This window comes from Enterobacter sp. 120016, from assembly GCF_018383635.1.
Classification (GTDB): domain Bacteria; phylum Pseudomonadota; class Gammaproteobacteria; order Enterobacterales; family Enterobacteriaceae; genus Enterobacter; species Enterobacter asburiae_D.
This window is the reverse complement of record NZ_JAHAWC010000009.1, coordinates 46,668-60,006: the sequence shown is the minus strand read 5'-3', so window position 1 is coordinate 60,006 and position 13,339 is coordinate 46,668. Positions and strand designations below refer to the sequence as shown.

Sequence of the window (13,339 nt, the reverse complement as noted above, 5' to 3'; positions counted from 1 at the left end):
TATGTACCAGTTTGTACTGGGAAAAATCTCCACTCTTTGCGCGGACCCGCTGGCGTCAACGCTCGCAGACAGGGCACCTCAGGGCGCCCGACAGGCCTCCTGGCTGGCCGGGAGGACGCTGCTCGCCAGAACGCTATCCCCTCGCCCGCTTCCCGACATCATTTACGGCGAGCAGGGCAAACCGGCCTTTGCGAAGGGGGATCCGCTGTGGTTCAACCTGAGCCACAGCGGTGACGATATCGCCCTGCTGATGAGCGATGAAGGCGAAGTCGGCTGTGATATCGAAGTGATTCGCCCGAGGAAGAACTGGCAGGCGCTGGCTAATGCGGTATTTAGCATGACCGAGCATGATGAGCTGGAGCGTGAAGCGCCCGAGGAACGGCTTTCCGCGTTCTGGCGTATCTGGACGCGGAAAGAAGCGATTGTGAAACAGCGTGGCGGCAGCGCCTGGCAGATTGTCAGCATCGACAGCACCGCGCAGACGCACGCGGTCAGTCAGCTACAGGTCGGCTCGCTGAGCCTTGCCGTCTGCACATCGACCCCTTATACCCTGACCAACGAGTCGATTATTCACGTTGGGACGTTCGGGGCAGAAAAATCACTAACACGCCCAGAATAATAAACCCGACCCCCACCAGCCCGTGCCAGGAGAAACGCTCCTCCCAGCCCGGCAGCAGGATCGCGGCGGCCCACACCAGAATATAGCTGAGGCTCAGCAGGGCATAGGCTTTGCTGAGCGCCATACGGTGCAGCGCCAGATACCAGCAGCCCATCGAGGCCACGTACCCCATCAACCCCAGCATCAGCGCACCGGTGCCGGACGAGAAGTGCCACAGCGCGGAAACAAACACCAGGACCTCACTGACCGGTGGCAATGCCTGCATGGCCTCGCGCAGCAACAGCTGCGCCGCGCTGACTAACAGCACGCTGCATAATGCCCAGAACGCTCCTTTCACAGGCTCCCTCCCAGGACAATAATCCCAATGATGATGAACCCCACCCCCAGCCAGTGATGCGGCGCGACGTTCTCACGCCAGAATGCCTTCGCCGCCAGCGTCACCCAGACAAAATTGAGGCTCAGCATGGGGTAGGCAATGCCGACAGGCAGGCGTTGCAGGACTACCAGCCAGACCAGCATGCCACTCCCCAGCGCCAGCAGTGCCAGACCCAGCCACAGCGCGATATGCGCCCCACGCCGCCCGGCTTTCGCCGGACGGGTGGCTTGTTTCTGACACAGCTGCCCCGCGCAGCTGAGCAAGCTTGCCAGTATCAGCCAGATCCAGGTCATCACTTCGGCAGATACTGCAGGTAGGCCAGACGGCCCTGGATATACAGGCTGTCCGGTTTCGGCAGGTTAGACTGCGAAATATCGTCGTGTTTCGACAGCAGGATCACCAGCGACACGCGGCCCTGCTGACGATGCTCCGCCAGCCATTGTGCAAAATCATCTTTACTGACAAAACGATCTTTCACGTCCGGATAATCCAGCCCGTAGCGCAGCTCGCCCGTCTGACCAAAGAGCGTGATGTCATTACGCTTCAGCTCCCAGGCAATACCGGACGCGATCCCAACGTTATCGGCAAGGATGAACCGACTCTCCTGCAGCGGCTCGCGCACGGTATCCACCAGCGACTGCGGCTGTTTGGAATCCACCACCATGTTTGGAATGGCAAAACCAATCAGCAGCGCCAGCCCTGCGGGGCACAGTGCCGCCAGCCACCAGCGCTGCTGACTCTGCCTGAGCGTAAACCAGCCTACCGCCGCCCAGATAAGGAACGCCACCACCGCACAGAAGACTTTATACAGTTCAACCGACGTCCAGACCGGATGCTTCGACAGTCCCCACGGCGAGACCACCAGCGCCGCCACCACGCCGATAACGCCAAACGCCAGGTTAATCCCGCCGTTAATGCGTAACGCTTTGGCGCCTTTCTCCGCCGCGAGGCAGGCATAGCGCGCCATCAGGATAGCCAGCAGGGCAAAGCACGGCAGGATATAGGTCGGCAGCTTGCCTTTGGCGATGCTGAAGAACAGCAGCGGCATCACCACCCAACCCAGCAGATAGAACCCGCCACCCGCGTTTTGTCTGTCATTCCAGCCGAGACGAAACGCGCCGGGCAAAAGCGCAAGCCACGGCAGGCTGCCCGCAATCAGGAACGGTATGTAGTACCAGAACGGGGCTTTGTGCTGCGCGTCGCTCTGGGCAAAACGCTGAATATGCTCAACCCAGAAGAAGTAACGCCAGAAATCAGGCTCACGCTGCGCAATGGCCAGCGCCCACGGCAGAACAATCAGCACGCAGCTCAGGATCGCGAGCCAGCCAAAAATCAGCACCTCTTTCCAGCGCTTCTGGGCAATTACCCACGGCAGCACGCCAATCACCGGTACCGCCAGCGCCAGGAAGCCTTTGGTCATCACCCCCATCCCGCAGGCCAGCCCAAGCAGCACATAGCCACCCGCTTTTCCGGCAACGGTTTGGGCCTGTGACGCCAGCCAGAAGCTGCACATCGCCGCCACCAGCCACAGGGTGATGATAGGATCCAGCACCGCATACGTGCCGATGCCATACACCAGGAACAGGGTCAGGAAGATAAGACCGGCGAAAATGGCTGTCCGCTTATCTCGCCAGAGACGCCAGGCCATCCAGATGACCAGCAGCGCCGCTACCCCGGTGGAGAATATGGACCCGGCGCGCACGGCAAGGTTCGTGTGCCCGAACAACAACTGCCCGATACTGTTGATCCAGTAGCCAGCAATCGGTTTTTCAAAATAACGCAGCCCCATAAAATGCGGGACAACCCAGTCTCCGGATGCCAGCATTTCGCGGCTGATTTCCGCATAGCGCGTTTCATCAGGCTGCCAAAGCAGACGGACATCGACCGGAATGAGGTAGTAAACGATAAACAGTGCGAGAAGCGCTAAGCCATAACGGGCTGTTTTCATGGGACCGGACTCACGGTTTGTTGATAGCCAAGCCAGCCTTCCCGGCCAGCCATTTCATTGCGTACGACTTTACCCACGGGCAGGGTGCTGAGGTCGTCCGGCAGCAGCTCGCTCAACGGGCAGAATTCAATGCCCTCCTGAGCGGCCATCGTCAGCAGTTCATCGAAATCATGCTGATACGCAATCCCTTCCACTTCGGCATGGATGGTATACACCGGCGTACCGGCGTCACGATGGATGCGATCCAGAATGTAGCGATTGAACTCATCAGCCTTCACCTCGCGCCCGACCACTTCATCCCAGGTGGGAAGCGTGACCGGAATTTGCACGGTACCGTAGCGATTTTCGCCTAACAGCGGCAAAAAGGGCCCGGTTCCGCGGCAATCGCTGTTGTAGCGAAACGCGAAGGCTTCTTTGGCTTTCACGACGCGCTGATCCGCACGCCATCCCGCCACGGCGGAGCAGCGCACGGGCTGGCCGGTAATCGCCTCCAGCTCCAGCATTCCACGCTCGACCTCACGGGACAGGCGCGGGATATCCCAGACGCCAGCCCAGGCCTGCCAGGCATGGTGATCCCAGGCATGCAGGCCGACCTCATGTAGCCGGGCCGCCTCACGGATAACGGCTTCATTACCCGCGCCGATGCGTCTGCCGGGCCAGGCGGTGCCGGCCAGCAAAATATCCCAGCCGTAGAGGGATGCTGCGCGCGAGCGCAGCATTTTGAACAGAAATGCCGGTTTAACCAGACGCCATAAATGGCGTCCCATGTTGTCAGGCCCCACGCTGAAGAAAATGCTGGAACGCACACCGTGCTTGCTCAGCAGTTCCAGCAGTTTGGGTACGCCGTCACGCGTTCCCCTGAAGGTGTCGACATCAATGCGTAAACCGACTTTTTTCATGAGTCCTGTTCCGACAGCTCCACGGTGCGCAGGAAGAAATCGAGCGTCTCATCAATGGTCAGCTCCATCTTCACCGTCGGCGTCCAGTTCAGGCAGCGCTTCGCGTTGCGGATGCTTGGCTTACGGTGCTCAACGTCCTGATACCCTTTGCCGTAGTAGCTGCTGCTTTCCACTTCGCGGAAACCGGCAAACGGTGGGAATTTATCGCGCAGCGGATGGCGTTCAAAGCTGGCCAGCAGCATCTCTGCCAGCTCGCGAATGCTCGCTTCGTTGTCCGGGTTACCGATGTTGATGATTTCACCGTTGCAGCGGTTATCTTTGTTTTCGATGATGCGGAACAGCGCTTCGATACCGTCGCTGATATCGGTAAAGCAGCGTTTCTGTTTCCCGCCTTCGATAAGCTTGATTGGCGAGCCTTCCACCAGGTTCAGGATCAGCTGGGTGATCGCACGGGAGCTGCCGATACGCGCCGCGTTCAGGTTATCCAGACGCGGGCCCATCCAGTTGAACGGACGGAACAGGGTAAAGCGCAGGCCCTCTTTCTCACCGTAGGCCCAAATCACGCGGTCCAGCAGCTGTTTGGAGACGGAGTAAATCCAGCGCTGTTTGTTGATCGGCCCGACCACCAGGTTGGAGGTGTCCTCATCGAAGTTCTTATCGGTACACATGCCGTACACTTCGGACGTGGACGGGAAGATGATGCGCTTGTCGTATTTCACGCAGTCACGGATGATCTTCAGGTTCTCTTCGAAGTCCAGCTCGAACACGCGAAGCGGGTTACGGGTGTACTCAATCGGGGTGGCAATGGCGACCAGCGGCAGCACCACGTCGCATTTTTTAATATGGTATTCGATCCACTCGGAATGGATGCTGATGTCCCCTTCCACGAAGTGGAAACGCGGGTTGCCGAGGAAACGACTGATCGCATCTGAGCCAATATCCAGACCGTAGATTTCATAGTTATCGTCTTTGAGCAGACGTTCAGTCAGGTGGTTACCGATAAAACCGTTCACGCCGAGGATCAGCACGCGGGTACGGCGTTTGATGGCAACAACCGGCGCGCTAGTGATCAGCGCCCCGGCCACCAGACCCAGAGACTGCGCCAGCTGCGTGCCCTGAACGTACAGGCCGTTGTCGGTTTGTCCGGTGACGATCTCCAGCGCCTGCTCGCCGCAGCTCACAATCAGCGGAGAGACAGAGACGACGGTGCCCGGTTTGGCGGCAGGGATGTCGTCACGCACGCGGGATTTCCAGACGATAAATTTGCTTACGCCAGCAAAGCTGTACGCGCCCGGCCACGGGTCGGTCACGGCGCGCACCAGGTTGTGCAGCTGGCGAGCGGGCTTGTTCCAGTCCAGACGACCATCTTCCGGCGCGCGGCGGCCAAAGATGCTTGCCTTACTCTCATCCTGCGCGGTCTCGCTGAAGGTGCCGCTGAGGATAGCTGGAAGTGCATCGCGCAGCAGCGCCTGTGCTGTCGCATGCAGCTTTTGATGCAGCTGCAGCGCGGTTTCGTCAGCATCAATAGCGACCTTCTGCTGTGCCACGATAGCGCCCGCATCCGCACGGCGCACCATGCGGTGCAGCGTCACGCCCGTTTCCGTTTCACCGTTCACCAGCGCCCAGTTCAGCGGGGCGCGGCCACGGTAGGCAGGCAGCAGAGAGCCGTGAAGATTAAAGGCGCCTTTTGCGGCCAGACCCAAGATCTCGTCGGAGAGCAGGTTGCGATAGTAGAACGAGAAAATCACGTCAGGCGCGAGCGCGCGGATGCGATCCACCCACAGCGGGTGGTTTACGTCGTCCGGCGCGTAAACCGGGATCCCACGCTCGGCGGCGATACGCGCCACAGAGCCGAAAAAGTTATTCTCTCCGGCCGTGTCCGGATGGGTAAAGATTGCAGCAATGTCATAGCCCGCTTCCAGCAGGGCCAGCGTGCCCGTGCACCCCATATCGTGATAGGCAAATACAACAGCTTTCATGGGTGAATTTCCTCTTGAGATGCTTTGTGTTCCTGACGGACAACACGTTGAATAAAGTAGCGCGGACGCGCGCGAACATCGTTATAAATTCGGCCAATGTATTCACCGAGGAGGCCCATCCCGACAAACTGGGCGCCGATGAACATAAACAGCACGGCAAAGAGCATGAAGACCCCTTCCGCCGCCCACTGCGGGCCAAAGACCAGTCGCAGTACCACCAGCAGGACGGACAGCGCAAACCCGGCCACGGCGATAATGCTGCCGAAAACGCTCAGCAGACGCAGCGGTGTAGTGGTCAGGCAGGTGATGAGGTCATACATCAGGTTGATGAGACGCATAAAGCTATACTTCGATTCCCCGTGCTCGCGCTCGGCGTGCAGAACCGGAATTTCCGTTGCCTTACGGGCAAAGGTGTTGGCGAGGATCGGAATAAAGGTGCTGCGCTCATGGCAATGCAGCATGGCGTCGACAATATGGCGGCGGTAGGCGCGCAGCATGCAGCCGTAATCGCCCATCGCTTTGCCGGTCGTGCGCTGAATCAGTCGGTTAATCGTGCGTGAGGCCAGCTTGCGGAACAGGCTGTCCTGACGGTTCTGGCGAACGGTGCCAACCACGTCATAGCCTTCATCGGCTTTGGCGACCAGGCGCGGGATCTCTTCCGGCGGGTTTTGCAGGTCAGCGTCCAGGGTGATGATCAGATCGCCCGTGACGTGGCTAAACCCCGCCATAATCGCCGAGTGCTGGCCGTAGTTGCGGTTGAGCAGCACGGCCACAATGTGGCTGCCTTCAGCCTGCGCGGCCTCGGTCAGCATCAGCGCGGAATTATCGCTACTGCCGTCATCCACCAGCAGAATTTCGTAAGCCTTGCCCATCGTGTCGCAGGCGGCCGTTGTACGGCGGATCAGTTCGGGCAGGCTCTCCTGCTCGTTATAAACCGGGATGACCACGGAAACTTTTTGTACAGGCGGTGCACTGAACATATCAATGTCCTGCAAGCTGATGGAGTGCGGTAATGACACGGGTTGTGTCGTCATGAGTCATATCCGGGAAAAGAGGGAGGGAACAAATACGCGCGCTATTCCATTCAGAATTCGGGAGCGATACATCAGGAAAACGCTCGCGGTAGTATTTTTGGGTGTGCGCCGCGCGGAAGTGGAGGCCGGTACCGATGCCTTTCTCTTTCAGCGCCGCCATCAGGTTGTCGCGGGAAATTCCACAGCGCGCTTCATCAACGCGAATAATAAACAGGTGCCAGGCGTGCACGTGCGGCCATGACGGAATGGTGAGCGGCTGGAACGGCGTATCGGCAAGCTCCCGCAGGTAGCGTTCGGCGATTTCCTGGCGGCGTCTGTTGGCCTCTTTCAGCTTGCCTAACTGCACCAGCGCCAGCGCGGCGTTGATGTCTGCCAGGTTGTATTTATAGCCCGGCGCGATCACTTCCGCCTGCGGCGCACGACCGTGCGTCTGGCGGTCATAGGCATCTACGCCCAGGCCATGGAATTTCAGACTGCGGATCCGCTGCGCCAGCTGGGCATTATCCGTGACGACTAAGCCCCCTTCCGCGCAGGTCATATTTTTAATGGCGTGGAAGGAAAAAATCGCCGTCCCTTTCCAGCCCACATGACGGTTCTTGTAGTACGTTCCGGCGGCATGGGCCGCATCTTCAATAACCGGAATACCGTGACGTTCGCCGATGGCATGAATAGCGTCGATTTCACACGGCGCACCGGCATAATGAACGGGAATAATGGCTTTGGTACGTGGGGTAATGGCGGCTTCAACGGCTTCTGGCGTCACCATTAATGTATCTTTGTCCACATCGATCATGACAGGCGTGGCACCCAGCAACACGATCATATTCAGCGTGGACACCCAGGTCTGGGAGGGGGTAATGACTTCATCGCCCGGGCCAATATCCAGCGCCATCAGCGTGACGTGCATACCCGCGGTAGCTGAACAGACGGCAATCGCATGCTGATTCCCGGTAAGTTGACAGAATGCCTCTTCAAGTTCCTGATTCTTAGGCCCCGTGGTGATCCAGCCCGACATCAAAACGTCCTGAAGCGCCGCAATTTCCTCAGCGCCCATCGACGGTCGCGAAAAAGGCAGAAAATCACTCATTATTAATTTCCTTGCTGTATTAAAGGCGTCATCTTTTACTGCGCTGTCGTAATGGGCAGCTCAATGGGATCATGCAAGATGGTTATTAAATAAAGACCAAATAAAATTAAGTCGCTATACCCGTTATGTCAACAAACCATCAACTGAAGCAAAAGTAGCGTCGTTTTCTTAGGAAAAAATTAAGACAGGCGAGAAGCAGAAGGGAAACAGCACATAGAAGAGAATAGAAAATCGTTTTACAACAGCAAGATAGTGATTCTAACTATTTTTTTTGTTTTTTGTGGGTGGACTCACAGCGATTACTCTACTATTTCATTTCGTTTACATTAAAATTATAAGAAAAGTAAATGAATACTCAACCAAAATAAAAATCCCGGAGGTTTGGGGGGAATTCCGTCATCCTCCGGGAACTTTCTATTAATATCAATTGTCGCGCATTTAACTGTCGCGCTTAGTTAAGATTAGCAGGAAAATCATTCGGCAATTCACTGGCCGCGCAGGCGATAACGCTTTCATTATTGGCACCGCAGTCGCGCACAAAGGTGATCGTGGCAAATTCATCAATCACTTCAGTTGGATACGCCGGACCCGCATCGCGATAGCTGTTCATCAGCGGAATATGGTCGTTCTGGAAGCAGACGGTTTTTTCCGGGTTGTTCATGACCCAGCGTGGGAAGAAGATGGTGCCGTGGAACAGTTTGTCGCCCAGGTTCACGATCAGGCTGACGTCGGTACCGGTTGGCTCGGTCCAGGAAATTTTATAGATGCTTTCCCCTACCCGCACGATGTAAGCCTGCTGATCTTTCACCCAACGGTTGGCCACGAGACCGCTGTGAATACGGTAATCAAGCGTGGTCTCATTTTTTACATAAATCTCGTAGTTCCAGCCGTTATCGTAAGTATAAACAAGGTGTTTGCCAACGAAGCCGCTTAAGTCGTGTTTGTCGAAGGTGTTCATAAGATGTCTCCTTTGTTTTGATGAGACGATCGTACCCCTTCAAAAAATGAATGAATAACGCTATGTTTTAATCAAATTCATCCAAATTTTAGATAAATTATGCACAAGACGACGCTGGAACAATGGTCTTTACTGGAACGAGTCGTGGAAGCGGGCAGCTTTGCCAAAGCCGCGGAAGAAACCCACCGCAGCCAGTCCTCGGTGAGCTATAACCTGTCGCTGCTGCAGGAGCGGCTGGGCGTGGCGCTGCTGGTCCCCGAGGGGCGACGGGCGGTGTTAACCCCGGCCGGAGAACTGCTTCTCAACCAGGTTAAACCGCTGCTGAAAGCGTTTTCGTACGTTGAGACGCGCGCAGCGACCCTTCGCAACGGGATGCGCACGCGGTTGGATCTGGTGGTGGACTCCATTTTCCCGCGCCGCCGCCTGTTCGCCATCCTGCGTCAGTTCCAGCAGCAGTATCCGCAAACCCAGGTCCGTCTCACCGAGGTGCTGGAAAATACCCGCGCCGACGCCATTAACGACGAAGCCGATGTGATGATCTTAACCCGCCGCCAGGACATTACCGGGCTCGGCGAATGGCTGATGAATATCGACTTTGTTGCCGTGGCCCATCACCAGCATCCCCTCTTTCACCTCGACGCGCCGCTAAATGATGAGATGCTGCGCCCGTGGCCGCTTATCCAGATTGCGGACAGCCAGCCCGCCGCGCGTGCTGCCGGTGAGTCGTGGACCTTCTCCACCATCGATGCCGCCATTGAGGCCGTCGTCTCACAGGTCGGCTACGGCTGGCTGCCAGAGGAACGCATCCAGACCCAGCTGGATCAAGGCGTACTGAAACGCCTGCCGCTGAGCCACGGCGCGCGCAGGGCAACGCCGCTTCACCTGATTGTAAAGCGCACCCTCGCCCCGCTTGATGAGCAGGTTGAGACGCTGTTGCGCCTTTTTAGCCAGGAGCCGTCATCCTCACCTGCTACGCTTTAAGGTCCGAACGTTTAAACGATAAGGAGCAGATGATGAAAATCGACTTTACGGGGAAAGTGGCGCTGGTGACCGCCTCAACCGGCGGGATCGGGTTCGCCATTGCCAGAGGTCTGGCAGAAAGCGGTGCGGAAGTGATCGTCAATGGCCGCAGCACGGAATCGGTGAATAAAGGCATTCAGCAGCTACAGCAGGTGGTTCCGGGCGTGCAGGTGCGCGCCGCGATTGCCGATCTCAGCACGGCGGAAGGGGTCGAATCGCTCCTGAAGGTGGCGAATAACGTCGATATCCTGGTCAACAACGCCGGGATTTACGGTCCGCAGGATTTCTATGCCACCGACGATGAGACCTGGGAGCGCTACTGGCAGACCAACGTGATGTCCGGCGTGCGTCTGTCCCGCGCCCTGCTGCCGGGCATGGTGCAGAAAGGCTGGGGACGCGTGGTGTTTATCTCCTCCGAGTCGGCCTGCAATATCCCGGCGGATATGATCCACTACGGCGTGACCAAAACGGCGCAGCTCTCGCTGGCGCGCGGTCTGGCGAAGTTCGTGGCGGGAAGCGGCGTGACGGTCAACAGCGTACTGCCTGGCCCGACGATGTCAGACGGTTTCGCAGAGATGATGAAAGATGAAATCGAAAAAACCGGCAAGTCGCTGGAGCAGCTGGCGAAAGAGTTTGTGATGGCCAACCGCCCCAGCTCGGTTATCCAGCGCGCGGCCACGGTTGAAGAGGTGGCCAATATGGTGATTTATGTCTGTTCGCCACAGGCCTCCGCCACCTCGGGCGCGGCATTGCGCGTCGACGGCGGCGTCGTGGATGACATCATCTGACGCTAGGCCGCACTGCCTGCGATCCGCCGGGCGGTAATGTAGTGCGCCTGCCAGTAATCATCAGTCAGGGTTGAGACCGTTACCCCCTGGCTGCTTGAGGCATGAATAAACTGGCTATTGCCAATATAAACGCCGACGTGCTTGCGGTTGGGGCCGGTCTGGAAGAAGACCAAATCCCCCGCCTGCAGACGAAATTGCGCGACCTGCACGCCGCGATGGATCTGTTCACTCGTCGTGCGCGGCAAATTAAGATGCGCCGCATCGGTGAACAGGTGCTGCACGAGCGCGGAGCAATCCACCCCGCGATGCGTGGTTCCGCCCCACTGGTACTGGGTGCCTTTCCACTTCTGGTATTGATCGAGAATGCGCGAGCGCAGCGGGCCTGTTTCCGGATGCACCAGCGCAGATTTCGCCGGTGATAGTGCCAGCTCGCTGTTCATCGATAACATCGACGCTGGAAGTTGAAAACTCATTGCAGAAAACGAAGCAAAACTTAACGTGAGGATTGAAATAAGCGATCTAAGTGTCATATCAAGAAAGAAATAGTGAGTGAGTTTTTCCTTACCTGTGGGGCCCAATGGTTCCCCGAAATATCTTGCGATGTGGCGATAATATAGACAGTTCGTTTTTTCACCAATCCTTATCGAGGCCAAAAATGGACTCACTTTGAGATCGCAAGTTCGAGAAAAAAATGGTGGTGGTATAAGGACTGTCGAGGTAAAGCAGGTAAACTGATCCGCAGAATGTGTATTTCAGCTAAGACGTATTTATGACCAATATGATTGCCGACGAGACGGTGGCAAAATCCAGCGTGCTCTCTGTCTTTGACTTTGATGGGACATTAACGCACCACGACAGCTTTATTCCTTTCCTGCGTTTTGCCTTCGGTAAACGTTACTTCGCGGGCCGCCTGGTGCGTATGGCGCTGCCCACGCTCCACTGCGTGCGTCGCAAGCTGACGCGCGATGAGCTGAAGGAAGTGCTGATTAAAACGTTCCTGACGGGCGTGGATGAACACTGGCTGCGCCAGCAGGCGGAAGCCTTTTGCGAAAAATACTGGAACAAGCTGATGCGTCCCGAAGGGGTTCTGGCGGTGGCGGCAGAGGTAAATTCCGGTGCGGAGGTAACCATCTGTTCCGCGTCCCCGGCGCTGGTGCTCCAGCCGTGGGCGGATAAGCTCGGCATTAAGCTGATTGGCACGCAGCTGGAAGTGAAAGACGGCAAGCTGACGGGGCGCATCACGGGCAATAACTGCCGCTGCGCCCAGAAGGTGGCAAGGCTGGAAAAAGTGTATGGCGATCTGAACGCCTATCACCTGCGCGCCTGGGGAGACACCCGCGGCGACCACGAGCTGCTGGCGGCGGCGCAGGATCCGCACTGGCGGCACTTCCATCACCCGCGCAAGCGCCGGAATTCACCGATTAAGGGTTAGGTGCGGTCTGGTGCCTTCACCCCGGCCCTCTCCCACAGGGAGAGGGAGAAAAGCGATGCATCAGGCAGTACGTTTCCCCGGGAACATCACGCTCGCAATAATCCCCAGCGCCAGCACGCCTAATACCACAAACAGGCTGGCCGTCGCGCCAATGCTGTAGCCGTGGTGCCAGAAGTGGTCGGTGGCATTTAACCCCAGCTTGATCGCCACGAAGAATAGCAGCAGCACCACGGCTTTCTCGAGGTGCACCAGATACTGCTTCAGCGCCTCCAGCACGAAGTAAAGCGTACGCAGGCCGAGAATGGCGAACATCATGGCGCTGTAGATAATCAGCGGTTCGCGGCTCACGGCAATAATGGCCGGCACGGAGTCAAACGCGAACATCACGTCAGAAAGCTCGACGACGGCCACGCAAAGCAGCAGCGGCGTCGCATAGCGCTTTGCCTTCTTCACGCGACCAACCATCACGTCCTGGTTTTCCGGCTTCTCCAGCTCCGCATCCACCTCTTTCTGCGTCAGAATAAAGGCGTTGCTGCTGATTTTCGGCCAGACCGGATAAAAGCGCTTCACCAGACGATAGGCGAGATGACCCGAGTAATCTTCCACTTCGTCACTCTCTTCATTGCGTTTGAGCATCATCACCGCCGTCCAGCCGACGACCAGCGCGAAAATCACCTCAACGTACGGCCCCAGGCTTAACAGGCTTGTCCCAATCGCCACAAAGATGCCGCGGAAGACAATCGCCCCCAGCACGCCCCAGTAAAGCACGCGGTGACGGTACTTATCCGGCACGCCGAACCAGGCGAAGATCGCCATCATCACAAACAGGTTATCGACGGAGAGCACCTCTTCCAGCGCGTAGCCGGTGAGGAACAGGCTCGCCATCTCGGCGCCGTGGTGAACATACAGGAATCCGGCGAAGGCCATCGCCATCATGACCCAGAAAATGGACCACATCGCCGCGCTTTTCAGCGAGACAGGTTTATCGTGACGGTGCATAAAGAGGTCGATAAACATCGCCCCAACGGCCATCACCACAAAGACAACAACGGTTTCCGTCGGGAAACCGAGATGAGCAGCAGACATACAAAACCCTTTTGGCAGACAAAACACAACACCATGCAAACTGGCGTAAACCAGGAACAGAAAAGGGCGGGCCGTTAATCAGCCTCTTCGCCCTCAAAATCGCAGCCTTCTGG

General features: G+C 57.3%; 14 protein-coding genes. 4 read left to right on the top strand and 10 right to left on the bottom strand.

What is annotated here, in order from left to right:
- Position 1: 1 nt before the first annotated feature.
- The gene (gene acpT, locus KIF87_RS14380) at positions 2-619 is read left to right on the top strand and encodes a 4'-phosphopantetheinyl transferase AcpT (RefSeq protein WP_213329091.1); all 618 of its coding nucleotides are present in this window, start codon (positions 2-4) and stop codon (positions 617-619) included.
- Here the strand turns inward: acpT and arnF are convergent.
- From arnF to KIF87_RS14340, 8 genes are all read right to left on the bottom strand, one after another.
- A complete protein-coding gene (gene arnF / locus KIF87_RS14375; protein ID WP_213329090.1) occupies positions 567-956 on the bottom strand; it encodes a 4-amino-4-deoxy-L-arabinose-phosphoundecaprenol flippase subunit ArnF in 390 nt (129 codons plus the stop codon). The two genes, acpT and arnF, sit on opposite strands and share 53 nt — an antisense overlap.
- A complete protein-coding gene (arnE, locus tag KIF87_RS14370; protein WP_047345702.1) occupies positions 953-1,288 on the bottom strand; it encodes a 4-amino-4-deoxy-L-arabinose-phosphoundecaprenol flippase subunit ArnE in 336 nt (111 codons plus the stop codon). Before arnE ends, arnF begins: the two co-directional genes overlap by 4 nt.
- Positions 1,288-2,943: a lipid IV(A) 4-amino-4-deoxy-L-arabinosyltransferase gene (gene arnT / locus KIF87_RS14365; protein WP_213329089.1), complete on the bottom strand. Its 1,656-nt coding sequence runs from the start codon at positions 2,941-2,943 to the stop codon at positions 1,288-1,290. The genes arnE and arnT overlap by 1 nt, the downstream gene beginning before the upstream one ends.
- Complete coding sequence (arnD, locus tag KIF87_RS14360; protein ID WP_032662162.1) at positions 2,940-3,842, bottom strand: 4-deoxy-4-formamido-L-arabinose-phosphoundecaprenol deformylase; 903 nt, start codon at positions 3,840-3,842, stop codon at positions 2,940-2,942. Before arnD ends, arnT begins: the two co-directional genes overlap by 4 nt.
- Positions 3,839-5,821: a bifunctional UDP-4-amino-4-deoxy-L-arabinose formyltransferase/UDP-glucuronic acid oxidase ArnA gene (gene arnA, locus KIF87_RS14355; RefSeq protein ID WP_213329088.1), complete on the bottom strand. Its 1,983-nt coding sequence runs from the start codon at positions 5,819-5,821 to the stop codon at positions 3,839-3,841. The genes arnD and arnA overlap by 4 nt, the downstream gene beginning before the upstream one ends.
- Positions 5,818-6,801, bottom strand: a complete 984-nt coding sequence (gene arnC, locus KIF87_RS14350) for an undecaprenyl-phosphate 4-deoxy-4-formamido-L-arabinose transferase (RefSeq protein WP_023333737.1) — start codon at positions 6,799-6,801, stop codon at positions 5,818-5,820. Before arnC ends, arnA begins: the two co-directional genes overlap by 4 nt.
- A 1-nt stretch (position 6,802) precedes the next feature.
- Positions 6,803-7,942, bottom strand: a complete 1,140-nt coding sequence (gene arnB / locus KIF87_RS14345; RefSeq protein ID WP_023309541.1) for a UDP-4-amino-4-deoxy-L-arabinose aminotransferase — start codon at positions 7,940-7,942, stop codon at positions 6,803-6,805.
- Between the two features lie 451 nt (positions 7,943-8,393).
- Entirely contained in the window at positions 8,394-8,900 is a 507-nt protein-coding gene (locus KIF87_RS14340; protein ID WP_024908855.1) for a phenolic acid decarboxylase, read from the bottom strand.
- Between the two features lie 99 nt (positions 8,901-8,999).
- On the opposite strand from KIF87_RS14340, the gene KIF87_RS14335 reads away from it, so the two are divergent.
- Both KIF87_RS14335 and KIF87_RS14330 read left to right on the top strand, forming a co-directional pair.
- Entirely contained in the window at positions 9,000-9,881 is an 882-nt protein-coding gene (locus KIF87_RS14335) for a LysR family transcriptional regulator (protein ID WP_213329087.1), read from the top strand.
- Positions 9,882-9,913: 32 nt separating this feature from the next.
- Positions 9,914-10,708 (top strand): SDR family NAD(P)-dependent oxidoreductase, encoded by a 795-nt coding sequence (locus KIF87_RS14330; RefSeq protein ID WP_021242161.1) that lies wholly within the window; start codon positions 9,914-9,916, stop codon positions 10,706-10,708.
- 2 nt (positions 10,709-10,710) lie between these two features.
- Here KIF87_RS14330 and KIF87_RS14325 read toward each other — a convergent pair whose 3' ends face one another.
- Positions 10,711-11,181, bottom strand: coding sequence for an NlpC/P60 family protein (locus KIF87_RS14325; protein WP_249665911.1), 471 nt, complete (start codon positions 11,179-11,181; stop codon positions 10,711-10,713).
- A 296-nt stretch (positions 11,182-11,477) separates the two neighbouring features.
- On the opposite strand from KIF87_RS14325, the gene KIF87_RS14320 reads away from it, so the two are divergent.
- Positions 11,478-12,140, top strand: a complete 663-nt coding sequence (locus tag KIF87_RS14320) for an HAD family hydrolase (RefSeq protein WP_014885577.1) — start codon at positions 11,478-11,480, stop codon at positions 12,138-12,140.
- A gap of 60 nt (positions 12,141-12,200) precedes the next feature.
- Here the strand turns inward: KIF87_RS14320 and KIF87_RS14315 are convergent, their stop codons facing one another.
- Positions 12,201-13,226 (bottom strand): TerC/Alx family metal homeostasis membrane protein, encoded by a 1,026-nt coding sequence (locus tag KIF87_RS14315; RefSeq protein ID WP_213329085.1) that lies wholly within the window; start codon positions 13,224-13,226, stop codon positions 12,201-12,203.
- Between the last annotated feature and the right edge of the window lie 113 nt (positions 13,227-13,339).

What these genes read in the sequence shown, in the direction of transcription:
- arnT (WP_213329089.1), bottom strand. Translation starts at nt 2,943, where the DNA reads ATGAAAACAGCCCGTTATGGCTTAGCGCTTCTCGCACTGTTTATCGTT.
- KIF87_RS14320 (WP_014885577.1), top strand. Translation starts at nt 11,478, where the DNA reads ATGACCAATATGATTGCCGACGAGACGGTGGCAAAATCCAGCGTGCTC.
- acpT (WP_213329091.1), top strand. Translation starts at nt 2, where the DNA reads ATGTACCAGTTTGTACTGGGAAAAATCTCCACTCTTTGCGCGGACCCG.
- arnE (WP_047345702.1), bottom strand. Translation starts at nt 1,288, where the DNA reads ATGACCTGGATCTGGCTGATACTGGCAAGCTTGCTCAGCTGCGCGGGG.
- arnC (WP_023333737.1), bottom strand. Translation starts at nt 6,801, where the DNA reads ATGTTCAGTGCACCGCCTGTACAAAAAGTTTCCGTGGTCATCCCGGTT.
- KIF87_RS14340 (WP_024908855.1), bottom strand. Translation starts at nt 8,900, where the DNA reads ATGAACACCTTCGACAAACACGACTTAAGCGGCTTCGTTGGCAAACAC.
- arnB (WP_023309541.1), bottom strand. Translation starts at nt 7,942, where the DNA reads ATGAGTGATTTTCTGCCTTTTTCGCGACCGTCGATGGGCGCTGAGGAA.
- arnD (WP_032662162.1), bottom strand. Translation starts at nt 3,842, where the DNA reads ATGAAAAAAGTCGGTTTACGCATTGATGTCGACACCTTCAGGGGAACG.
- KIF87_RS14325 (WP_249665911.1), bottom strand. Translation starts at nt 11,181, where the DNA reads ATGAGTTTTCAACTTCCAGCGTCGATGTTATCGATGAACAGCGAGCTG.
- KIF87_RS14330 (WP_021242161.1), top strand. Translation starts at nt 9,914, where the DNA reads ATGAAAATCGACTTTACGGGGAAAGTGGCGCTGGTGACCGCCTCAACC.
- KIF87_RS14315 (WP_213329085.1), bottom strand. Translation starts at nt 13,226, where the DNA reads ATGTCTGCTGCTCATCTCGGTTTCCCGACGGAAACCGTTGTTGTCTTT.
- KIF87_RS14335 (WP_213329087.1), top strand. Translation starts at nt 9,000, where the DNA reads ATGCACAAGACGACGCTGGAACAATGGTCTTTACTGGAACGAGTCGTG.
- arnA (WP_213329088.1), bottom strand. Translation starts at nt 5,821, where the DNA reads ATGAAAGCTGTTGTATTTGCCTATCACGATATGGGGTGCACGGGCACG.